The sequence below is a fragment of the Wielerella bovis genome (assembly GCF_022354465.1).
In the GTDB taxonomy this organism is placed as follows: domain Bacteria; phylum Pseudomonadota; class Gammaproteobacteria; order Burkholderiales; family Neisseriaceae; genus Wielerella; species Wielerella bovis.
Genome location: NZ_CP092361.1, coordinates 1,407,928 through 1,431,830 on the forward strand (window position 1 = coordinate 1,407,928; position 23,903 = coordinate 1,431,830).

The following is a 23,903-nucleotide window of genomic DNA, read 5'->3' on the forward strand; positions in this document are numbered from 1 at the left end:
CTAGTACATAAGGGAGCTGGTAACGCGGTACTGGTTTAAATTGAATTCACTATAATATTTTAGGCAGCCTGAAATAAGAGTATTTTTCAGGCTGCCTTTTATCAAGACATCAAATCTGTTTTGCCAATGCGGCAGCTTTACCTAAATATAGAGCAGGAGTCAAAGCCAATAATTGCGCTTTCGCTTCGTCTGGAATTGCCAAACCATTGATAAATTGCTGCAAACTTTCAGGTGTAATGCCATCTTTACCGCGCGTCAAATCTTTCAACTGCTCATAAGCATTCGGCACGGCATAGCGACGCATTACCGTTTGAATTGGCTCGGCCAATAATTCCCAAGTCGCATCCAAATCTGCCGCCAATACCACAGGGTTCGCTTCCAATTTATTCAAGCCGCGCAAATGCGCTACCCAGCCCAACACCGCATAACCCACACCCACGCCCATGTTTCTCAAAACCGTGCTGTCGGTCAAATCACGTTGCCAACGCGACACAGGCAATTTTTCCGCTAAAAAGCCCAACACAGCGTTCGCCATGCCCAAATTGCCTTCCGAATTTTCAAAATCAATCGGATTAACTTTGTGCGGCATGGTGGAGCTGCCCACTTCGCCCGCTTTTACTTTTTGTTTAAAGTAACCCAATGAAATGTAACCCCAAACATCGCGGTTGAAATCAATCAAAATCGTGTTGATGCGGCTGATGATTTGGAAAAATTCCGCTATATAATCATGCGGTTCAATCTGAATGGTGTACGGATTGAAGGTCAAGCCGAGCGATTGTTCCACAAACAAACGGCAATGCGTTTCCCAATCCACATCGGGATAAGCGACCATGTGCGCGTTGTAATTACCAACTGCGCCATTGATTTTGCCCAAAAACTCTTGCTCTTTCAAAGCCTTGATTTGGCGATTCAAACGGTACAACACATTCGCAATTTCCTTGCCCAAAGTTGTGGGCGTGGCTGGCTGACCGTGTGTGCGCGACATCATCGGCACATCTGCCAAATCGTGCGCTAACTGTTGCAATTTAGCGGTAATTTCAGCCAATTTCGGCAAAATCACTTCATCACGCGCTTGCAACAACATCAAAGCATGCGACAAATTGTTGATGTCTTCCGAAGTACAAGCAAAGTGAATAAATTCATTTACTTTTTGGATTTCAGCGTTGTTTTCAAAGCGCTTTTTCAGCCAATATTCAATCGCTTTCACATCGTGATTGGTGGTGGCTTCAATTTCTTTGACTTCGGCAGCCTGCGCCAACGAAAAATCGTTCATCACGCTGTCAATTTCAGCAATCGTTTCGCGTGAAAAATCAGGCACTTCGGCGATTTTTGGCTCATTGGACAGGGATTTGAGCCATTCCAATTCCACACAAATCCGCGCTTTCATCAAGCCGTATTCGGAGAAAATTGGGCGCAAGGTTTCCACCGATTTGGCGTAGCGTCCGTCCAATGGGGAAAGGGCTGAAATGGGGTCAATCATGTTGTTTTTCCTATATTATTTACTATAAAAATGCTTTCAGGCTGCCTGAAAACGTGTTGCCGTACGATGACAGATATGGTGGGTGCAATGTCCACCAAAAAAATCATTTAAATTATCAATAATATGGTGGACAATGTCCACCTTACATAGGTTAAGATTTTCAGGCTGCCTGAAAATGTTTTTTCTCGGGGAAAACCACATCAGTGTAAATTTCCACTACCGTGATTGCAAAATCAATGCTTTTTAATTCAATTAAATCATCACTTTGAGAATAAAACTGTGCTGCCCAATTTTCATTTCTGCGTAACACGGTTACATTCATAAAATCCTGTTCCGCCAACACATATTCTTGTAATGACGGGATTTTTTTGTAATCGTTTAATTTAAAAGTCAAATCGGTTTCGCGTGTGCTTTCGGATAAAACTTCAATAATCACAATGGTTTGTGTGGCGGTGTATTTATCGTCTTGCTTGCCACAATCCACAATCACATCAGGCAAATAGTAATTTTGCCCCACCTTGACTTTCTGCGTTTCCATGTACGCCATGCAAGATGTGCCTTTTAAATGCTGGCGAAACGGTACATAAAAATTCCCTGCAATCACATTGTGCGATTTGGACGCATTGTCTATAGCCCAAATTTCACCATTGATGTATTCGTATTTTACATCAGGCAGTTGTGAATAATGTGTCAAATATTCGTGTTCGCTGACCACTGTGTTTTCTTGCTATAATGCGTTCATGATTTTTCCTTTCAGGCTGCCTGAAAACCCTATCCATACTACTCAAAATCATATTCATCAAACAAAAAATCGTGCAGAAAATCAGTTTTCAAACCAGTCAAATCCTGCGTAATTGCCGCTTTTGCCTTTGTAGTTAAAACAAAATCCCTGTTTGGGCATATCTTCATAAAATATTGCCTTTGAAACAAAAGCGGTTGGATTGGGTATTGAATTTAAATACCAAATGTTCACCTTTATCATTAACGGGAACATCGGCGACATTAAATGCCCAATAAAATGACAAAATCAGTCCGTTTGCAAAATTAGCCTGACGCTCGTTCATGACTTTGGCAAACGTAATCAAATTGACATTCGCTTACAGTGATACCAAATTTGCTTTTGCTGTTGTCGGCTTGCACACTCAATGGTAATGCCAGCAGCATGGTACACAATAATTGGGTAAACTTTTCGCTTTAAATTCATAGCAAAATCGCTTTCAATCAAACAAGGCTGCCTGAAACACTATCGGCGTTGTTCAGGCAGCCTGAAAAAGGGCTTATCAATTATTGTGCAGCAGATGCAGTTGAAGCAGCAGATGCTGAAATTGTTTCAGAGCCAGATGCACCAAACCATTGAGTATGAATTTTGTTGTATGTACCATCAGATTTGATTTGTGCTAAACCTTTGTTAATCGCTTCGCGCAAACCATCATTGCGCCCTTTTTTGAACGCGAAACCATATTGTTCTTGCACAAACGAAGGGTCAACAATGACATTCAATTTCGCATCAGCATGTTGTTTAGCGTAATAAGCCACTACGCTGCTGTCGCCCACAACGGCATCTACACCACCGCTTTCCAACTCTTTAAATGCCAAGGGCATGGTTTCAAAGCGTTTGATTTTGTTGCTGCTGGCACCTTGTAATTGTTGCAAAATCAAATCGCCTGATGTGGCAGCCTGAACCGATGCCGTATGTTCTTTTAAATCAGCAAATGATTTAATGGTGTCTGCATGACGTGGGCTGGCCACAATCATTTGCGTGGCTTCAAAATAAGGGTCAGAGAAGTCCAGTTGTTGTTTACGCTCATCGTTGATGGTAATGCTCGCCAAACCAATATCGCTGTCGCCTTTATCCACGTTAGCAAACAAGCCTTCAAATGGCGTGTTCACAAAATCCAATTTGACATTTTGGCTTTTGGCAGCTGCATCTAAAATTTCTTTTGAAAAACCAACAACTTTATTGTTTTCCATGTATTCCATAGGTGCATAAGAAGCATCGGTGGCTACTACATAGGTTTTATCCAAATCCAATCCACCTGTTGCAGCAGTATTGGATGCCGAAGATTGTGTGTTATTGCTGCTGCCACCAGAACAAGCAGTTAATGCCGCTGATAATACAGCCAATGCCAAAATACGTTTTGTAAACATGATGTTACCTTTCGTTTATGTAAATAACTTAATTTCAGATAAGCAAATATAACAATTTTTACCAATTCAAAATATGTTAATGAGCAATTAATTTTGTATTGGCAATAAAATCAATCATTTAAAAATACACAAAAAATGATTTCAGGCTGCCTCATATCATTTATTCGGTGGTGTAATGATGGATAACGCAACAGCAGGTACAAATCGTTTTATTTGTAAAAATATAACTGCAAACAAATTATCCTTAACCTTTCAGGCAGCCTGAAAAAAATGTCTCATTGTAACAACACTTCAACATGGTGTGTGATGTCTTTGGAAGATTTTTGAATAGAACGAATTTCTATCTGGCTTTCAGGTACGCCCGATGCTAATAAAACATCTCGCACCGCAAAAATGCGTGGTTGGCGCAAACTTTCGGTTTCTGTTGCATCTGGTATGCCCACAATCGCTACTTTTTTCCCTTCTTGTGCGCCCGATAATACATCTTTTAGCGCATCATAAACATCATCTGATATTTCTGTTTTTTCAGATGCAAAAGTAAATTTCACCACACCATTTTCCACATGAATTTGTGCTGCATGTTGATTGATGTCGTCATCAGCTAACAAATCATCGGCAGGAGAATAAACCATTGAAGCAGCAGAAGCACTGATTGCCTCACTTGCGGTATTCTCTACATCAGATGGTGCAATCATGCCATTGACTTGTTCTGCATTACGTCTTTCAGCGCGATATGCAGCTTCTGATTCAGTAATAGGAATCACGCTAAAAGTTTCAGAAGCTGTCTGTATTAATGTTTGTTCCACTGTGCCTTGTTCTTGCATATTCATAAAACACGCCACGCTTACAGTTACCACACTCAATACAATCGCTGCTATCCAAATTCGCCGCATATTACGGCGTTGATTGGCGGATTGAGGCGGATGCTGTTTTTGTGGTTCATTTGTTTGCACATCAGAAGAGGCGTGTTTTGAACTCATAAAGTTTCACAAGTGATAAAAAATATTTGCATTATATTACGATAATTCATAGATTGCTGACAAATGCTTTCAGGCAGCCTGAAAATTCAGTAAAATACAACATTATCGTTTATTTATCCATAAAGAAATCAAAATGCTTACTTTTCAAGAAATTATCTTTAAATTGCAAACTTACTGGGCAGCAAAAGGCTGCGCCATCGTTCAACCTTTTGATTTGGAAGTTGGTGCAGGCACATCTCACCCTGCCACCGCCTTACGCGCTTTGGGACCTGAACCATGGTTTGCCGCCTATGTTCAACCCAGCCGCCGCCCAAAAGATGGACGTTACGGCGACAATCCCAATCGCTTGCAACACTATTATCAATTCCAAGTGGCATTGAAACCTGCACCTGACGATTTCCAAGATTTGTATTTAGGCAGCCTGAAAGATTTAGGCATTGACCCAACTGTTCACGATATTCGTTTTGTGGAAGATGACTGGGAAAATCCCACTTTGGGTGCATGGGGCTTGGGTTGGGAAGTTTGGCTCAACGGCATGGAAGTGACTCAATTTACTTATTTCCAACAAGTCGGTGGCTTGGATTGTTCGCCTGTGTTGGGCGAAATTACTTATGGCATTGAACGCTTAGCAATGTATCTACAAGGTGTTGAAAATGTGTATGATTTGGTTTGGACTAAATCATTGGACGGCAGCATTTTGACTTATGGCGATGTGTATCATCAAAACGAAGTAGCGCAATCCACCTACAATTTTGAATATAGCGATGCCGATTGGTTGCTGGAACAATTCAATCATTATGAAGCGCAAGCCAAACGTTTGCTGGAACAGGAAGACCCACAATTATCCTTACCTGCCTATGAATTAGTTTTGAAAGCGGGGCATACGTTTAACTTATTGGATGCGCGTGGTGCGATTTCGGTTACCGAACGCGCAACCTATATTGGACGTATTCGCGCATTAAGCCGTATTGTGGCGCAAAAATTTGTTGCCAGCCGTGAAGCATTGGGTTTTCCATTGATTAAAAAATAAAATATGAAAACATAAATTTTTCAGGCTGCCTTTTGTTTTAAAAGGCAGCCTGAAAAAATAGTTAATGTTTCATCAAATGCACCAAACGGTATAAATCCATAACAATATAGGTTATTTGCATCAATACTGCAATCAGCAAACCACCTTGTAGTTGTCGCAATGTAAACCGCGTAACAGCTTCTTTATTCGCGTACCGATGCAATGCAAAAATCAACATCAGCAGCACAATGATTGTCCACCAAGCCAAAGGTTGCCATGCATAAAGTTGCAATAAAATGGGTGCGATGCGTGTCGTTAAACCATTTGGGTATTCCCACCAAATTAATCCAGCCAAAAGTATAAAAGCAGCATGTGCAACCAAATTTGCCAAAGCAAACAAAGTCAATAATGGGCTACTTTGACTTTGCCAAATACTACGAATGCCGCTTTCAGGCTGCCTTATCACATCATTTAACCAAAAAAATATGCTGCCAATAAAAGCATAAAAATGAAGTAGATAAATATTACTTAATTGTGTTATGCCTAAAATATTGGGTAAGATTTTTGCCGATACCCAACCACCATATAGCCACAAGAATAATGCAAAACTCAACCAAAAAAACTGGCGCATTCGTACCGTTTCACCGATAAATAGCAGCGCACACACCACAACTATTATCGTGTTCCAATCCCACGCTACCATTAACACACCACTTCGCCCGTGAAAACGGTCGTTGCTGCACCAGTCATCAACACATCTTCCCCTTCTTGCCAACTAATCCGCAATTCGCCGCCACGCAAATCTACGCGTACTTCTTCGCCCGCAGCCAACACACCCAAACGCACGCCCGAAACCACTGCCGCACACGCACCCGTACCGCACGCCAATGTTTCGCCCGTGCCACGCTCAAACACACGCAATTTAATATGGTTTTTGTCCACAATTTGCATAAAACCCACGTTCACACGTTCGGGGAAACGCTCGTGATATTGCAATGCCTCGCCCCAATCCGCAACAGGTGCAGTCGCCACATCCGCCACCAACATCACCGCATGTGGATTACCCATGCTGACCATGCTCATTTCCGCGCTGTCTATGCCGTTCATCACAATATAGCTGACCGCGCCATCGGTTTCGCCGCTACGCAACACAAATGGCACATCAGCCGCAGCAAAACGCGGTTTGCCCATGTTTACCGTAATCAACCCATCGTCATTCAAACGCGGTTTAATGATGCCACTAGCGGTTTCCACCACGATTTCTTGCTTATCGGTCAAACCCTGTTCGCTGACAAATTTCACAAAACAACGCGCACCATTGCCACATTGTTGCACTTCGCTGCCATCAGCATTGAAAATGCGATAACGAAAATCCACACCATCAGTTTGCGCACGTTCCACCAACAATAATTGGTCAAAACCAATGCCAAAATTGCGGTCTGCCCATTGCGCGATTTGCTGATTATTTGGCGTAAATGTTTGCGAAATGCCATCAATTACCATGAAATCATTGCCCAAACCGTGCATTTTGCTGAATTTTAAGGAAGTCATATTTATTCTTTCTGTTTTAATCATATTAGTATTTTTCAGGCAGCCTGAAAAATAACTTGGATAATATTAGTGAATCATATTTTAGATTAGTACCACATTGATTCATTTTGTTTTAATAGCAATCTAAATATCCACTATACCGTTTTCAGGCAGCCTGAAACTACGCAAACCAGCCACGCAACGCCGCCAAACCATGATGCTGGATACACGCGTCCGCCATCGCCTGCACTTTTGGTTTCGCATGATACGCCACGCCCACACCAGCCGCTTGCAACATCAGAATATCATTTGCGCCATCGCCAATCGCCACCACTTGCGTCGCATCACACGCCAATTCCGCCCGATGTTGCGCCAAAATATCCGCTTTCGCCTGTGCATCAATAATCCGCCCCAACACGCGCCCCGTCAGCACACCATTTTCCACTTCCAACTGATTGGCATAGGCAAAATCAAAACCCAAACGCCGTTTTAATCGCTCCGTGAAAAACGTAAATCCACCCGACACCAACACAAAACGCACGCCATTTTGCCGACATTGTTGCAATAAATATTCCGCGCCATCATTAAGCTGCAAAACTCGCTCATAAACGTGTTGCAACTGGCTTTCAGGCTGCCCTTTAAGCAACGCTACTCGTTCACGCAGCGATTGCGCGAAATCCAATTCGCCACGCATCGCACGTTCTGTGATTGCAGAAACCTGTTCTTTCAAACCCGCGCCCGCCGCAATTTCGTCAATGCACTCAATATTAATCAATGTGCTGTCCATATCGCTGACAATCAATTTGATGTCGCTGAATTTTTGGTCGCACAATACGGCAAAATCAGCTTGTGCAGCGGATAATTCTGCGCGAACATCATCAGGCAAAATCACCTGTTCAGGCATTGGCAAACGCGCGATGCAGCCTGAAAACGCTTGTTCAGGCAGCCTGAAATATTGGCGCGTGGCAGGTAAATCCAATTGTGTTAAATGTGGGTGTTGAATCACCAAAACCAAATTCATAAATCTTAATTCCTGTTATATTTCAAATAAATAGGCAGCCTGAAAACCGCAAAACTCACAACCATTTTTGCAAATATTGCACGGGAATATCCCACGCCCACACGCCATTGGCACTAATCCCGTCCAAGCCACGCAAAAACAAATAACGCACATGAATGGTTTCAGGCTGCATATGGCGGCTGCGTAAATAACGCGCCGTTGCCACCGCATAAATCAAGGCTTGCAGATAATAATGATGCTCGGCAATCGCGGCATTCATCGCATCGGGCGTGTACGCTGCGCTCGTGTCGCCCAAATAATTGGATTTGTAATCCACCACAAACACATCGCCGCGTTCACTCTTCGCCAATAAGTCTATGAAACCATTGATAAATCCATATACATCACGAAAATTCAAACGCTGTGCGGCTTGGATTATATTTTCAGGCAGCCCTGATTGTTTGGCAAACCATTGTTGAATATCAGGCAGCCTGAAATCCTGCGTATGAAACAAAAAACCTAATTCGTTCAATAATTTGCGTTCAGAAATGGTATGCAAGGAAGTATGTGGCATCAACGGTGTATGGCGCGTATCATCCAGCATTCTCTCCACCGCGGGCAACCATTCTTCCGCCACAAAACCGTGTTTGCTCAAAATGGCGGCGATGGTTTCGCGCTGCGATTCGGTCGGATAGGCGAAACGGTATTTTTCCAAAATTTCATGCAAACACACGCCCGCCGTTGCGCCCGGTGGAAATGCGACAATATTATCTTTTGCGCTATTTTCAGGCTGCCTATCGTTGTTAATGGGTATATTTTGTTCCGCAATATCCAATGCAGGCAATAATGTATCATCTGTATGCTGTGCGGCAGCGCGTTCGGTTTGGCGCGATAAGGCGGTAAAACTGGTGTGCGCGGTAAAATGATATTTGCGTGGCGGATAATGTGCGGCGGCATAATGCGGCGGTGTCTGTTCTTGCGTTGTCGCAACATTTTCAGGCTGCCTATTCGCTATCACATGATTGGGCGCAAAATGTGTATTCAACACAAAATCCGTTTCATCACGATTTTGCGCGTTTACAAAATCCTGCCACACTTGGCGATAATTTTCAGGCTGCCTTGCCGTGTCTTGTGCATTCAACAAATACGCAAATGCGCTGTGTTTGCTGTCCTGATAGCTCGCCATGTACACATTAAGCTGCTCTTCTGCGCGAGTCAGCGCAACATACAGCAAACGCAAATCTTCCGACAAATATTCGTTCGCCACTTGTTCTTGGTCGCTTGGCTGCATTTGCGATTGATGCACCAACTCGGTCGCGCCATTTTCGTGGTGGACAATGTGCCAATCCGCCGAACTGTCGCGCCCTTTCCACACAAATGGACAATACACAATCGGATATTGCAAACCTTTGGATGCGTGCATGGTAACGATTTTGACCAAATTTTCATCGCTTTCCAAACGCAAAATACGATTGCCGCTCGCTTCATCGCCATTTTGGGCAGCCTGAATACATTCGCCCAACCATTGATGCAAGGCGGCTGGCGTGCGCCCGTTTTCATCATCGTCCGCCAGCAATTCCATGATTTGATGCAAATTGGTTAGTGTGCGGTCATTGCCTTGCGCCAATAATCGCGTTTCAGTTTGATGTTCGGCAAAAAATTGCTGCAACGCCGCGTAAATGCCGTGCGTGTGCCACACTACTAAACTTCGCGCTGCTGAATCTGCCCATGCGGTCAGCGCGTGTTCATTTTCATTTAATTGTGCGATTTCTGCCGCCGTGTAACCAAAAAGGCAGCCTGAAAGCACATAAATCAATGATTGCAAACGTTGTGGCGCGATAAAAAATGCCAATAATGCGTAAATCGCCTGCGCTTCTTCTTCGCCAAAAATGCTGTCGCGGCTCAATAATACGCTTTGTACACCGTGTTTTTTCAATTCGCGTTGAATGCTTGCGCCATCTTTTCGCGCGCGCACCAATACCGCAATTTGTCCCGCGTGCAAAGGTTTTGCCGTGCCATCTTTTTGATGCAGCCTGAAACGCCCCGCCGCCGATAATTGCAAAATTTGCGCGATTTCTTGGGCACACCATTGTGCAGCGCGTTTACCCAATATTTCCGCGCTTTCGCTTTTCACACGCAGATTGGCTGGCGCAAAATCAGGGTCGTTCAGCCACGTTACGCGCACGGCAGCGTTGCCTGCGGGCAATTTGCTCTCTTGGCGTGCGGCGGTTACGGGCGTGTAATCAATATGGGGCAACACAAACGGCAGCGGTCGCGCAAACCATGCGCCAATGCTGTTGATGAGTTTAGCATGGCTGCGATGATTTTGCGCCAAAGTGTAATGGCGGTCGGCATCTTGCGCGGCTTGCAAATAGGCAAAAATATCTGCGCCACGAAAACTGTAAATCGCTTGTTTGGGGTCGCCCACCATAAATAAAGTCGGTTTCAGACTGCCTTCGTGGGCGGTATGGGCAAATGCGGTACGAAAAATCGCGTATTGCAATGGGTCGGTATCTTGAAACTCATCAATCAACGCGATGCGCCAATTTTTTGCCATGGCAGCAGCCAACGCAGCGGCGTGTTCGTGATGCGATTGCAGCGCGTGAAACACGTCCAACAGCAAATCATCAAAACGGCGCGTGGGATTGTGTTTTTTGTCTAACTCATTGTGTTCACGCAAATATTTGGCTAAATCGTATGCCAGTTGCACCAACGCGGCTTGTTCGGCATTGGTGTGTTTCAGGCTGCATTCAATCAAATCGCCCAGTTGCAATAAAGTTGCCAGCGCGGTTTCGTTTAAAACACGTTTGCTGCGCGTGCGTGCTGCCAACAAATCGGGTGAAAACGCATTGGCATCGTATTTTTTTTTGGTTTCGGGGTGCGTGGTTTCGGTTTTGAATGTGTCCCAAATCAGTTTGGCTGGCGGTGGATTTTGCGGATATTTTTCCACTAATTCAGCCAAATACGCAAATTTGATTTGGTATTTTTCCGCATCGTAATATTTTAAATCGGGCAATAATTGTTCAAAGGCAGCCTGAAACGCGGCGGTATTTGCGGCAACGATTGTCCATGCACGGCGATATTCGGTTTGTGCGTTTTTCAGGCTGCGTTCGGCGTTTTCAGGCTGCCTAAATTGCAAATAAGGTCGCGCAATATAATGGCTTAATTGTGCGGCTTGTTGTTGCGGCGTGGTGCGATGACGGTACACCAAATCGGCGCGGTCAACATGATTGGCAACGTGATTGCGCCAAAAATCTTGTGCAGCGATGGGGCTGCGTTCGGCATTATCTTCGTCCAATTCAATATTGAATGGCACTTGGCAATAAAAGGCGAAATCTTGTAACACGCGCTGACAAAAACCGTGAATGGTGTAAATCGCAGCATTGTCAAAATTGCTGATGGCGGCTTTGAGGCGCAGTTGCAGTCGTGCTTGGTCGCTTTCTTGTTGCACGGCTTGGTGTAGCAAATGGTATAAAAAATCATCGCTGCCACATTGTTCACGCAGTTTTTCAGGCTGCATTTGTGCTTGTGGGACTTTTTTCAACACGCGCAAGGCATCGTCCAAACGGGCGCGTAATCGGGTTTTGAGTTCGGCGGTGGCGGCTTTGGTAAAAGTTACCACCAGAATTTTGTCCACATCGTATTGTTCCAATAAAATCAGGCGCGTAAATAGAGCGGCAATGTTGTAGGTTTTGCCTGTGCCTGCGCTGGCTTCTATTAAATTGGTACCTGAAATGGGGATATTGAGTGGATTGAGTGTGGTGGACATGGTGGCAAATGTGATAAATAGAGTGGTGGCATAATAATCTAAAAAAGGCAGCCTGAAAACACAAGAAATATGTTTTCAGGCTGCCTTTTTTTATGATGCGACTAGATTAATCATCGCTGCCAGCAAATGCCAATAATAATTGTACCAAGCTGCTGAACAAGTTGTAAATAGCGATGAAGATGCTCAATGCTGCGCTGATGTAGCTGTCTTCGCCACCTTCTAGCACCATGCGGATTTGCCACATAATCATCAATGAGCTAAATACCACGAACAAGCCTGAAATAGACAAGGACAACATGGGCAGTTGCAAGAAAATATTGGCAACGATACCAACGATTAATACAATCGCGCCTGTTGCCAAGAATTTGCCCAATGCGTGAGTGTTGATATTAGCTTTACGCGCCAAAGCTGCCATAGTGAAAAATACCGCAGCAGTCATGGTTGCGGCGATGCCAACCAGTTTACCACCGTTAGGGAACATACCGCTGTATTGCAACAAAGGTCCCAACAAAACGCCCATACCAAATGTGAAGACCATCAGCAAGGTTACGCCTGTTTGTGAATAACGGTTTTTCTCAATCGCAAAACACATGCCATAGAAAAAGCCAAATACTATCGCCAGCATTACCCAGCGATTGCCCACCATTGCCAATGGATTAAACACCATGCTGGCATAAGCACCTGCTGCGCAAGGCACAAATGACCATGCCAACAAGCCGTAGGTTTTGCGCAGTAAGGTTTCTTGTTGCGAAACTTCTGTGCCCATTTGCGTAAAATCACGAACATCGTTGTTCATATTTTTAACTCCTAACAGTGTGTAAAAAGATGTGATTGTATCAGTAAAATATAAATTTTGTTGCAAAAAATAATGAAATATATCAAATGTTCAATCGCTTTTTCAGGCTGTCTATATAAGAACATCTATATTAAATATCCAAGTAAAAATAGATAAATAATGCAATAGAGGTAGCCTGAATGAGTTTTACACAGGTTTCAGGCTGCCTTTTTATTTTTGTAGTAAATGTGTCATTATGACGCTTTTACCGCTTCCATTGCTGCACGATGTCCTTCATCAACTGCATTTTGCAAATAGGGCATCCACGCTACATCGCTGTTTGCCATAAAAATATTACCTACACGGCGGCGCATTGTGCTGGTATTTTCAGCAACACTTTCATCACTATCAAACAAACCAACTTGCTCATAACTATAACCATGCGCCCAACGATTGAGTGTGATATCAGCCACCACTTCGTCAATATTTTCATTCACTAACGCAAAAATGGGACGTAACTGTGTCATAACTTCGGCTTTTAAGACATCCAAATTTTTGCTCGCTAATGCACGACGACCATTTTTGTATTTTTCACGAGCTGTTTTTCCTTCCAATGCGGTGGCAATCCCAATCATATGCAATACAATCGGCTCATCAGGTGTTTGTGGTGCACGGTAATCGCCGATATTGACCGAATAATCCAGCATCATCTCGCAATAAGTTTGGTCGGGAGCATAAATATGATATGCCCCTAATTTTTGGAATGCGCGCGCATTTTTCAAAGCAACTTTGGCATAAACCATTGGAATTTTCACATTGCTTAGCATGGCAGATTTTTGTTTTTCAGGCATACCATGCACAATTCTTGCCGCCAAAGTTGCGTGTCCTGCATAAATACATTGTGCAGCCTGAATGCGATACAAATCATCACTATCTTTGCCCGCACATACCGTTGCTACACTGCCATCAGCTTGATTTTCCAATAATAATGCCGTAGTGTTCAAACGAATGCGGACATTATTTTCAGGCAAATCCAATTTGGCATAATCAAATTTGGCGGTAACCACATCTTCCATTGTGTTACCTGCTGCTACACTAGGAATTAATTGGCGCACCAATAAACGTGCTACTGACGCATTGCCATCTGGGAAATGGTAGATATAAGGTTCTTTATCTTCATCTTCTTTAGATAAGCCTAAATTTTGTACGGCAGGATAACCATTCTCAAATGCTTCTTGTACTGAAATGGCACGAATATCATGCCCCCAATAATCGGAACTAATGTTTTGTAAAAATTTCAGGCTGCCTTCTGATAAATGCACTGTATCTTTCAAAAAATCATAATAACTGGTGTTTTCGGCATATTCGCTACGTTGGCGACGACTTTTGTTTTTAAGATAGTTGGGTGCTTTATGGCTATAAATTTGCGTCAATAATTGTTTTTCACTATTTGATAATGGAAATTGGGCAATAATTGCTGCGGCATCTTGGCTACCAACCTCCAATTTACCTTTCACAAAAGCAGTTTGCCCAAATGTGGCTTGATTAAAATAAATACCGTGTTGCAAATGCCATTTTTCTGTATACAACTTCGTGTCAAAATAGCGTTCAAATTTGGTGTAATCAATGCCAATATCACGCAAAAATTGGCTGGCAACAGGAGAAAAACCATGTTTAGGCGAATCAATATTTTCACTGCCACCGTATGTGATGAGCGTGCGACCATTGACCGTGAATTCATTGCGTACCGCGTGTCCACCAAAATCCTCGTGATTATCCACAATTAAAATTTTGGCTTGCGGTTTGGCTTTTTGATAATAATAGGCAGCAACTAATCCACTGATGCCTGCACCAACAACCACTAAATCATAGTGTTCGCGCGTTTCAGTCGGCAAGGTGTAATTTTTACCACCCAATGCAATGCTGTGTGCACGAGATTGGCTACCGTCATGGTCGCCACGCAATCCTGTGCGTGCAGGTGGATAATATGCCAATGCAGCCTGAATATTTTGTTCAGAAACAGGATGAAATTTAGTAGGTACTTCACAGCCTGAAATTACGGTTGCACCAGCCAATGCCAAGCTGCTGCCTAAAAAATGACGGCGAGTAAGTTTTTTATTCATGATTTTTTCCTTATGTGAGGAGATTGAATACTTGAAGCAAAAATTATCCAAAAAATTCCATTTTCAGGCTGCCTATTTAGATTTTATTTTATTCAGGCAGCCTGAAAACAAAGTTTTTGCGGTAAAATTTTACCATTTTTAACTCCGTCTCACGAAAGTAAATCATGACCGAATTATCTTTAAAAAAAATCTATTCTGGCAAAGTACGTGATTTGTATGAAGTTGATGCAAAAAGCATGCTGATTGTGGCGAGCGACCGCCTGTCTGCATTTGATGTGATTTTGAATGAACCTATTGTTGGTAAAGGCGAAATTTTGACACAAATTTCCAATTTTTGGTTTAACAAATTGGCACACATTATGCCCAATCATTTTACAGGGCAAACTGTGTTTGATGTATTGCCTGAACATGAAGCCAAAATAATGGAAAAACGCGCCGTAGTCGCTAAACGCTTGCAAGCTGTGAAAATTGAAGCGGTTGTGCGTGGTTATTTGAGCGGAAGTGGTTGGAAAGAATACCAAAAATCAGGCACTATTTGTGGTATTAAGCTGCCCGAAAATTTACGCGAAGCAGAAAAATTACCCGAAGTGATTTTTACGCCTTCAACCAAAGCCGAAGTGGGCGACCATGATGAAAATATTTCTTTTGAACAAGCGTGTGAAATCATTGGTCAAGATTTGGCAGAACAAGTGCGTGCCAAAGCCATTCAGCTCTACATTGAAGCAGCAGATTTTGCGCTGACTCGTGGCATTATCATCGCTGATACGAAATTTGAATTTGGTTTAGATGAAGAGGGTGTTTTAACATTAATGGACGAGGTTTTAACGCCTGATTCTAGCCGTTTTTGGGCGGTAGAAACCTATGAAGTAGGCAAAAATCCCCCCTCTTTTGATAAACAGTTTGTGCGTGATTGGTTGGAACAAAGTGGTTGGGATAAACAGCCACCTGCACCAAAAGTACCAGATGATGTATTGATGAAAACCGTTGCTAAATATCAAGAAGCATTGGATATTTTAACGAAATAAGTTTTTCAGGCTGCTTTTTAGAACATGTATTCATTAATTTTGATACGAAGTTCTAAAAGGCAGCCTGAAACTTTAGTAAACCTTTAATTTCTAGTACGTTACTTTACTGGTTTTATAGTGGATTCAATTTAAATCAGGACAAGGCGACAGCAACTGCCGTGTACACATAATACATAAGGGAGCTGTCAACGCTGTACTAGTTTAAATTGAATCCACTATAATAATGATTTGTTAGATAGCAAAAGTATAATCATCAACCATTAAAGATTGATCCATATCGTCAGCAGGAACATTTCGTGACAAACCAACTGCTTTGGCTGGTACGCCTACTACAGTTGTTTGCGGTTCTACATTGCGCACGACTACGCTGCCTGCACCAATTTTTGCACATTGTCCCACACGGATATTGCCCAATACTGATGCGTTCGCCCCAATCATGACACCATCGCCAATTTTGGGATGGCGGTCGCCGCTTTCTTTACCCGAACCACCGAGTGTTACGCCATGCAATAAAGAAATATCGTTGCCCAAAACAGCGGTTTCACCAATTACGATACCTGTTCCATGGTCAAACATGATGCCGCGCCCAAAACGTGCAGCAGGATGAATGTCCACGCCAAACACTTCTGATGCGCGATTTTGTAAGAAATATGCCAATGTTTTTCGTTCGTTTTGCCATAGCCAATGGTTGATGCGATGCGATTGAATGGCATGGAAGCCTTTGAAATACAACAGTGGTAAAGAATATTGGTCGCATGCAGGGTCGCGGTCGTAGCATGCGGCAATGTCGGCAACGCAAGCTGCGACAATTTCAGGGTCTTGTTCTAATACACGAAGAAAGGTTTCGTATAAAGCGCGCGCATCCATTGTACTGCTGGATAATTTGCTAGATAGATGAAATGCCAATACGCGTGCCAAACTTTCATGTCGCAATACGGTTAAATGTAAAAAGCTGGCCAACATGGGTTCTTCGGTGGCAGCACGACTGGCTTCCGCGCGAATGGCTTGCCACATTTCGGTTTCTGTAATGGTATTCATGATAAATTGTGCCAAAAATAAAAGTGAGTAAACTATACTGGTTTTATAAAATTTAATAAATAGGCAGCCTGAAACCTTTATAAAAGCCTTCAGTTTGAGTGCATTTCTTGTGATACTCATTGTTTGAATATGATTGGAAATACATTCAAATTTAGGATTTGATAAGGTTTTCAGGCTGCCTTTTATTGATTGATTAACATCCCAAATGCGGTGTACCAATGCGTTCACGCACACGTTCGCGGTCTTGTTCACGAATAATTTCGGCTAAATTTAGCATTCGTGCTGCTAATTCTGCATCGCTGGCTGCGGTTGCACCTTGTTGTGCTTGCAATAAAGTAGCAGCTAATTGCATGGCTTGGAATTTGTCTAAAGATTGATTATCTTGCATGATGCGTATCCTTTAATAATAAAAATAGTACAAGGGCAGCCTGAAAATAGGTATTTGAATATGTTTTATGTTTTCACAATGAACTTAACTCATAATACTTGTTTTCAGGCTGCCTTTTGGGATTAATCTAATTGAATACCGCGACGTAGAACAGCAGGAGTTTCAAAATCATCAATAACTGATTGGCTGGAAAAATCAGCAGCGGTTAAATTGACATTGCGCGAACCACGACCTGAACGAATCACACTTCCTACATCATTATTGTAAACAGGGTCAATAGTTGTAGCACGCATGCTGCTTGCGCGTTGTAATGCCAAAGATTCATTCTCTTTTAAACCAGTAGCAATAATAGTAATGCGAATAGCATCTTCTGGCATATTGGCATCTTCCGCTGTACCAAATTTCAATTCAGCATCGGGCGAAGCGTATTCATTGACTACAGCCATGATTTCTTCGTATTCGTCCAAAATAAAGCAATCGGGTGCGGTTGTGATATTCACTAATACGCCGCGCGCACCGCTCAAACTTACATCATCCAACAATGGGCTGGAAATTGCCTGTTCTACGGCAATGCGAGCGCGGTCTGAACCTTTGGATTCGCCAATCCCCATCATTGCCATACCTGTGATGCTCATCATATTTTTCACATCGGCAAAGTCCAAGTTAATTAAACCTGGACAGGTTACGATTTCAGAAATACCTGCAACACCATTACGCAATACATTGTTGGCTGCACGGAATGCTTCTTTTACAGTTACGCCTTTACCTAATGCTGTCAATAACTTATCATTTGGTACAACAATTAGTGAATCTACTTGTTGTTTTAATACTTCAATACCTTTTTGTGCCACAACAGCACGTTTACCTTCGTGTTTGAATGGACGCGTAACCACAGCAACGGTCAAAATGCCCATTTCTTTGGCGATTTCGGCAATAACAGGAGCTGCACCTGTACCTGTGCCACCACCCATACCGGTAGTAATAAACAACATGTCTGCACCGCTAATCACTTGTGAAATAGCTTCACGGTCTTCCAAAGCAGCATCACGACCTACATCGGGATTGGCACCTGCACCCAAACCACGCGTTAAGCTCGCACCTAATTGAACTTTGGTTGGAGCAGTATTGTTTGCTAATGATTGTGCATCAGTATTGGCGCTGATGTATTCTACACCTTGAATGGGATTATCAATCATATTGTTGATGGCATTGCAGCCACCACCACCCACACCAATGACTTTAATAATTGCAGGGCTAGAAGTGGATTCCACGAAATTGTAAACGGGATTGTTCATGATATTGAGCTCCTCACTTTCCCGTTTTGGGAAGTGTGCTTGAAAGGGTTGATATGTATATTCAGCAGCCTGAAACCTTTTCAGGCTGCCTTTATTTTACAGGTTATTTTTCATCCAACTGCTAACTTTACTGAAAATGCTGGGTTTGCGTGGTTTAGGTTCAGGTAGACTTAAAGAACCATCGTCCAGCACATCTCGAATTTCATCATTTTCATCTATATCGGTATGATGATAGGCGGATTCAGTTGCAGAAACAGATTGTACGATAGTTGTATTTTCTGGTGTACGACGCGTCATTGTACCCGCACTTGTACCAGTTTGTTTCGCACGCTCTTTGGCTGCATGTAACAAACCAATAACAGTTGCATAACGGGGATTGCGGACACGTTCCGATAAGGTTCCCATTTCTTGGGGCACGCCAATTCGTGCAGGTAAATTGAATACATCTTCTGCTAATTCAACTACGCCACGTAATAAAGATGCACCACCTGTCAGCACTACGCCAGAAGTCAAAACTTCTTCAGGGAAACCTGCGCGACGTAATTCATTTAGTGTTAATTCAAAAATCTCTTCTACGCGCGGACCAATCACGCTAGCCAATGTTCGACGCGAAATTTGGCGTGGTAAACGGTCGCCAACACTGGGCACTTCCACCATTTCATCTAAATCATCCAAGTTTGCCAAAGCTGCACCATGAAAGACTTTGATTCGCTCTGCTGCACTGTATGGTGTGCGCAGGGCTTGGGCTAAGTCGCGTGTAATCAAATCACCTGCAATTGGGATAACAGCAGTATGACGAATCGCGCCATTGGTATATACAGCAATATCGGTTGTACCGCCACCAATATCCACCACGACAACGCCTAATTCTTTTTCATCTTCGGTTAAAACTGCATCAGCGGAAACCAAAGGTTGCAACATGATATTGTCTACTTTCAGGCTGCATCGCTCAATACATTTTTGCACATTTTGCAAAGCTGTTACCGCACCTGTAATGATGTGAACACGCGTATCCAAACGTACGCCACTCATGCCAATCGGTTCGCGTACACCTGGTTGATTATCAATAATATATTCTTGAACAACGGTATGCAAAATTTGATGGTCAGGCGGAATGTTTACCGCTTTGGCAGTATCTTTGGCGCGGTCAATATCAGCTTTGCTGACTTCGCCATCTTTAATTTTAACTACGCCTTGTGAATTCAGGCTGCGTATATGATTGCCAGAAATGCCCGTTACCACACTTTTAATTTTACATTCAGCCATGCGCTCAGCTTCGCTCATGGCTTGTTGAATGGCTTGGGCAGTTGCATCAATATTGGTAACCATGCCCGCTTTGAGTCCGCGAGATTCTGCTAGACCCATGCCGACAATGTTGATGTCATCATTGACCACTTCTCCAATCAGTGCAATGACTTTGGATGTGCCAACGTCTAATGCGCTAACATATTGCTTATTCTCAGCCATATTATCTTTTCCGATACAACAATTTATCGTGTTTTTCTTTTGGTAGGTGTGTTAATTTTTTCTGATTCATTTGCGCTATTAGGTTTGGGTATATCACTACGCAAACGAGTGGCAAATGCATCAGAATAGCGCATATCCACATAATCTAAACTCGCCGCTTGCGGACTGAGTATACTGGGATAGGCTTCTACAAAACGGTTTAAGCGTGCGTGAACATTATCTTTACCCAATCGCAATTCAATGCCATTGTTCAACATCATTGTCCACGATGCGTGTGGGCTATATTGTAAACGCAGAATCTTCAAACGCAAAGATTTTAAACGTGTACTGAATACTTTATATTGTTCTAACATCAATTTGTGGTGACGAATATCACCATCAAATTCAGGTAATTCGCCTTGATAGGCAGCCTGAAAAACCGTGCCATCTGCTGAAATCAGACCTGCTTGATGCCCTTCGCGTATCCAACGAGCTGCAGGCTCGTATTCGCTCACTGTAATTTTGATGAGAGAGGGAGGAATGCGGTCAATACGCGCATGTCGAACCCAACCTGTACTCTCGGCAGCACGTTTAGCTTCATGTACATTGACCATGAAAAAACTACCTGTGAGATGCGGTTTAACGGAATCAAAAATACGCTGTTTGCTGGCATAGTCCAATTTGTCGCTACCATTATCGTTCACAATGGTAATGGCGGCAATTTGGAAATAAGGCATACGTGTAATCCACACGCCACCTAAATACAGCGCGATTATAAAAAGAATACAAAACAAATATTTCACGCGCAAGCTCGCTTATTTGCTATATGCAGTTTGCAAGATAGAAACACACAAATCAGCAAATTCTATGCCCATTTGTTTGGCTGCTTTGGGGATTAAGCTGTGGCTAGTCATACCTGGGAGTGTATTCACTTCTAAAATATACAATTTGCCATCTGCACCTTTCAAAAAGTCTACGCGCCCACAGGTATTGCCACCGCCAATCGCCGCAAATGCTTTAACTGCCAATTCACGCATTTGTTGTTCATCGCTGTCGCTTAAATCAGATGGGCATAAGTATTCGGTATCATCGCGCAAATATTTGGCTTCCCAGTCGTAAAAATCATTTTTGGGAATGATGCGAATGGTTGGCAAGGCTTGTTGATTGAATACACCACATGTGTATTCTCCGCCCGACATAAATTGTTCTGCCAAAATTTCGCCGTGCAGATTTTGTGAGCGCAATAAATCGTAAACACTTGCTAATTCGCCTGCGTTGCGTACTTTGTATACGCCCACGCTGCTGCCTTCTGCGGCAGGTTTCACAAATAGTGGCAAACCCAGTTGTTGTTCTACGGCGGTAAAATCGCTGTCATCGTGTAACACAACAAATGGGGGAATCGGTAAATTCAATGCCGCCCAAATCAATTTACAGCGATATTTATCCATGCCTAATGCGGACGCTAATACGCCACAACCTGTATAGGGAATGCCCAATGCTTCCAATGCGCCTTGTACTGTGCCATCTTCGCCATAAGTGCCGTGTAAAATATTGAAGGCAGCCTGAAAACCTTGTGTTTTGAGTTCGGCTAGATTGGTTTCGGCTGGGTCAAAAGCGTGTGCATCAATGCCTTTGCTACGAAGTGCATCTAAAATAGCGCGACCGCTGGTTAAAGAAACTTCTCGTTCTGATGAAAATCCGCCCATTAATACGGCGATTTTGCCAAAGTTTTGCATATTTTTCTTCTTTATTTTTGTTTATTTAGGCAGCCTGAAAGTCTGATAATGTGTTTCAGGCTGCTTTTTAAAGGTTAAATCATAAAATAGATGTTATTTTACAATATAAGGCAGCCTGAAAATATCAAAAACCTTTTCAGGCTGCCTTATATTTATGCAGTTTGACGGGTTAAATCCAGCAAACCTTGTGCGGTACGATTGATGCTGCCCGCGCCCATTGTCAGCAACACATCACCATCTTGCAATACGTTTAACAAGGTTTCGGGTAGAGCTGCCACATCTTCGCAATAAATCGGTTCCAGTTTACCCAATACGCGAATAGCGCGTGTGAGTGCACGACTATCCGCTGCAACAATCGGGTCTTCACCTGCTGCATACACTTCAGTTAAAACCAAGCTGTCCACTGTACTCAAAATTTTTACGAAATCTTCAAACAAATCGCGTGTGCGTGTATAGCGATGGGGTTGGAATGCCAATACCAAACGATTGTTGGGATAAGCACCGCGTGCTGCCGCTAATGTGGCTTGCATTTCAATCGGATGATGACCGTAGTCGTCAATGACCAAAGCAGTACCGCCTTTGGGTAGCTTGATTTCGCCATAATTTTGGAAACGGCGACCGACACCTGCAAATCCTGATAAACCCGTTTGAATGGCTTCAACCGATGCATTGCATTCCAATGCCACACCAATACTTGCCAACGCGTTGAGTACATTGTGTCGCCCTGGTAAATTCAGCAAAACATCAAATGACAACACATTTTCTTTTTGGCGAACGTGCGCGGTGAATGTCATTTGTGCGCCGCGTGTTTCCACATTCGTTGCCCAAATATCTGCGCTGTCATCGTCAATGGCGTAAGTTGCAAATGGTTTTTTGATTTTGGGTAAGATGGCGCGTACATTGGCATTATCCACACACAAAAATGCTTTGCCATAGAAAGGCATACGATGCACAAAATCCACAAACGCTTGATGCAATTTGTCTAAACTGTGGTCGTAGGTGTCCATGTGGTCTTCGTCAATATTGGTAATGACGGTAATCACGGGCGATAAATACAGGAATGACGCATCACTTTCATCAGCTTCGGCAACCAACCACAAACCTTTGCCCAATTTAGCATTGGTTCCTGCTGCGGTTAATTTACCACCAATCACAAAAGTAGGGTCAAGTCCTGCCGCACCCAAAATAGATGCGGTTAAGCTGGTAGTAGTGGTTTTGCCATGTGTACCTGCAATCGCAATACCTTCACGTAAACGCATCAATTCTGCCAACATCATGGCGCGTGGAATCACAGGGATATGTTGCTCAATCGCAGCCAAAACTTCTGGGTTATCGTGTTTCACGGCGGTAGAAGTAACCACGACTTCTGCGCCAGCAATGTGTTCTGCCGTATGACCAGGGTACACTTGGATACCCAAATTACTCAAATAACGCGTTACTGCTGTTTGCGCTTGGTCTGAACCCGACACGTTAAAGCCAAGATTGTGCAAAACTTCGGCGATACCGCACATACCCGTACCGCCGATTCCGACAAAATGGATATTTTTCACTCTGTTTTTCATGAGATTTGCTTTCGTTTCGTAATGAACGCGCAGGTTCGTTTAATTTTAAAATTAAAGGGCGTTATTTTAAAGGACTTGACGATGCTACGCTATGTTTTTTACTAATTTATTTTCAGGCTGCCTTATATTTGTATTAGGATAAGGCAGCCTGAAAACCTTGTTTTGCCCATTGTAAAATAATTTCACGATTGGACGGCGAAAATACCTTCTCCGCTGCTTGATGCGCAGGTAACCATTGGTAAGCGGAATGTTCGCTCAATGCAATCGGTGTATCTGCATCAATCGCAGCAGAAAACCAATGTTCCATATTGTGCGTTACGCCGTCAGCATAGCGATGTCGCCAATGAGCGTAAATTTCGTATTCGGTACAATAATGCCAATCGTGCAAAACAGATTGGGGCAAAATAATTCCTGTTTCCTCAAAAACTTCGCGTAAGGCAGCCTGAAAAGGCGGTTCGTTTATATCATCTAAACTACCTGTTACCGATTGCCAAAAATCAGGTGGATTAAGTCGATTGAGTAACAAAACATTGCCATGATAATCATGCAATAACACCAGCACCGAAATGGGAAGTTTTTTGTTTTTTTCAGGCTGCATG

Annotated in this window: 21 protein-coding genes; 2 read left to right on the forward strand and 19 right to left on the reverse strand. The window is 43.1% G+C overall.

The genetic code is table 11. The features are described from left to right. Window positions 1–109 precede the first annotated feature (109 nt). The 5 genes from purB to MIS45_RS06920 all read right to left on the reverse strand — a co-directional run bounded on the left by purB (window position 110) and on the right by MIS45_RS06920 (window position 4,608). Window positions 110–1,480, reverse strand: coding sequence for an adenylosuccinate lyase (gene purB / locus MIS45_RS06900; RefSeq protein ID WP_249449994.1), 1,371 nt, complete (start codon window positions 1,478–1,480; stop codon window positions 110–112). Between the two features lie 160 nt (window positions 1,481–1,640). Then, window positions 1,641–2,195: a Uma2 family endonuclease gene (locus tag MIS45_RS06905; RefSeq protein ID WP_249445377.1), complete on the reverse strand. Its 555-nt coding sequence runs from the start codon at window positions 2,193–2,195 to the stop codon at window positions 1,641–1,643. Window positions 2,196–2,385: 190 nt separating this feature from the next. Continuing rightward, the gene (locus MIS45_RS06910) at window positions 2,386–2,544 is read right to left on the reverse strand and encodes a hypothetical protein (protein ID WP_249441925.1); all 159 of its coding nucleotides are present in this window, start codon (window positions 2,542–2,544) and stop codon (window positions 2,386–2,388) included. A gap of 220 nt (window positions 2,545–2,764) precedes the next feature. Continuing rightward, entirely contained in the window at window positions 2,765–3,628 is an 864-nt protein-coding gene (locus MIS45_RS06915) for a basic amino acid ABC transporter substrate-binding protein (protein ID WP_249449995.1), read from the reverse strand. Between the two features lie 275 nt (window positions 3,629–3,903). Beyond that, entirely contained in the window at window positions 3,904–4,608 is a 705-nt protein-coding gene (locus tag MIS45_RS06920) for an OmpA family protein (protein ID WP_249449996.1), read from the reverse strand. A gap of 133 nt (window positions 4,609–4,741) precedes the next feature. On the opposite strand from MIS45_RS06920, the gene glyQ reads away from it, so the two are divergent. Next, window positions 4,742–5,638, forward strand: coding sequence for a glycine--tRNA ligase subunit alpha (glyQ, locus tag MIS45_RS06925; RefSeq protein WP_249449997.1), 897 nt, complete (start codon window positions 4,742–4,744; stop codon window positions 5,636–5,638). Window positions 5,639–5,699: 61 nt separating this feature from the next. On the opposite strand, the gene MIS45_RS06930 is transcribed toward glyQ, so the two are convergent. The 6 genes from MIS45_RS06930 to MIS45_RS06955 all read right to left on the reverse strand — a co-directional run bounded on the left by MIS45_RS06930 (window position 5,700) and on the right by MIS45_RS06955 (window position 14,814). Beyond that, window positions 5,700–6,326 (reverse strand): hypothetical protein, encoded by a 627-nt coding sequence (locus tag MIS45_RS06930; RefSeq protein ID WP_249449998.1) that lies wholly within the window; start codon window positions 6,324–6,326, stop codon window positions 5,700–5,702. Beyond that, window positions 6,320–7,168: a diaminopimelate epimerase gene (gene dapF / locus MIS45_RS06935; RefSeq protein ID WP_249449999.1), complete on the reverse strand. Its 849-nt coding sequence runs from the start codon at window positions 7,166–7,168 to the stop codon at window positions 6,320–6,322. The genes MIS45_RS06930 and dapF overlap by 7 nt, the downstream gene beginning before the upstream one ends. A 160-nt stretch (window positions 7,169–7,328) precedes the next feature. After that, window positions 7,329–8,168, reverse strand: coding sequence for a phosphoserine phosphatase SerB (serB, locus tag MIS45_RS06940; protein ID WP_249450000.1), 840 nt, complete (start codon window positions 8,166–8,168; stop codon window positions 7,329–7,331). A 55-nt stretch (window positions 8,169–8,223) separates the two neighbouring features. Then, a complete protein-coding gene (gene recB, locus MIS45_RS06945; RefSeq protein WP_249450001.1) occupies window positions 8,224–11,916 on the reverse strand; it encodes an exodeoxyribonuclease V subunit beta in 3,693 nt (1,230 codons plus the stop codon). 106 nt (window positions 11,917–12,022) lie between these two features. Further along, complete coding sequence (locus tag MIS45_RS06950; RefSeq protein WP_249450002.1) at window positions 12,023–12,712, reverse strand: Bax inhibitor-1 family protein; 690 nt, start codon at window positions 12,710–12,712, stop codon at window positions 12,023–12,025. A 233-nt stretch (window positions 12,713–12,945) separates the two neighbouring features. After that, on the reverse strand, window positions 12,946–14,814 hold the full coding sequence (locus tag MIS45_RS06955; protein ID WP_249450003.1) for an NAD(P)-binding protein: 1,869 nt from the start codon (window positions 14,812–14,814) through the stop codon (window positions 12,946–12,948). 164 nt (window positions 14,815–14,978) lie between these two features. Here MIS45_RS06955 and MIS45_RS06960 point away from each other — a divergent pair, with 164 nt between their 5' ends. Further along, entirely contained in the window at window positions 14,979–15,839 is an 861-nt protein-coding gene (locus tag MIS45_RS06960) for a phosphoribosylaminoimidazolesuccinocarboxamide synthase (RefSeq protein ID WP_249450004.1), read from the forward strand. Between the two features lie 231 nt (window positions 15,840–16,070). On the opposite strand, the gene cysE is transcribed toward MIS45_RS06960, so the two are convergent. From cysE to nudB, 8 genes are all read right to left on the reverse strand, one after another. Continuing rightward, complete coding sequence (gene cysE / locus MIS45_RS06965) at window positions 16,071–16,877, reverse strand: serine O-acetyltransferase (RefSeq protein WP_249450005.1); 807 nt, start codon at window positions 16,875–16,877, stop codon at window positions 16,071–16,073. A 193-nt stretch (window positions 16,878–17,070) separates the two neighbouring features. Further along, window positions 17,071–17,265 (reverse strand): hypothetical protein, encoded by a 195-nt coding sequence (locus MIS45_RS06970; RefSeq protein ID WP_249441937.1) that lies wholly within the window; start codon window positions 17,263–17,265, stop codon window positions 17,071–17,073. Window positions 17,266–17,387: 122 nt separating this feature from the next. Next, complete coding sequence (gene ftsZ / locus MIS45_RS06975) at window positions 17,388–18,560, reverse strand: cell division protein FtsZ (RefSeq protein WP_249441938.1); 1,173 nt, start codon at window positions 18,558–18,560, stop codon at window positions 17,388–17,390. A 96-nt stretch (window positions 18,561–18,656) separates the two neighbouring features. Further along, window positions 18,657–20,027, reverse strand: coding sequence for a cell division protein FtsA (gene ftsA / locus MIS45_RS06980; protein WP_249441939.1), 1,371 nt, complete (start codon window positions 20,025–20,027; stop codon window positions 18,657–18,659). Between the two features lie 23 nt (window positions 20,028–20,050). Beyond that, window positions 20,051–20,743 (reverse strand): cell division protein FtsQ/DivIB, encoded by a 693-nt coding sequence (locus MIS45_RS06985; RefSeq protein ID WP_249450006.1) that lies wholly within the window; start codon window positions 20,741–20,743, stop codon window positions 20,051–20,053. A gap of 78 nt (window positions 20,744–20,821) precedes the next feature. Continuing rightward, window positions 20,822–21,742 carry a D-alanine--D-alanine ligase gene (locus tag MIS45_RS06990; RefSeq protein ID WP_249450007.1) on the reverse strand — a complete coding sequence of 307 codons (921 nt, stop codon included), beginning with the start codon at window positions 21,740–21,742 and terminating at the stop codon, window positions 20,822–20,824. Between the two features lie 152 nt (window positions 21,743–21,894). Continuing rightward, window positions 21,895–23,304 carry a UDP-N-acetylmuramate--L-alanine ligase gene (gene murC / locus MIS45_RS06995; protein ID WP_249450008.1) on the reverse strand — a complete coding sequence of 470 codons (1,410 nt, stop codon included), beginning with the start codon at window positions 23,302–23,304 and terminating at the stop codon, window positions 21,895–21,897. Between the two features lie 133 nt (window positions 23,305–23,437). Next, window positions 23,438–23,902 (reverse strand): dihydroneopterin triphosphate diphosphatase, encoded by a 465-nt coding sequence (gene nudB / locus MIS45_RS07000; protein WP_249450009.1) that lies wholly within the window; start codon window positions 23,900–23,902, stop codon window positions 23,438–23,440. Window position 23,903 lies beyond the last annotated feature (1 nt).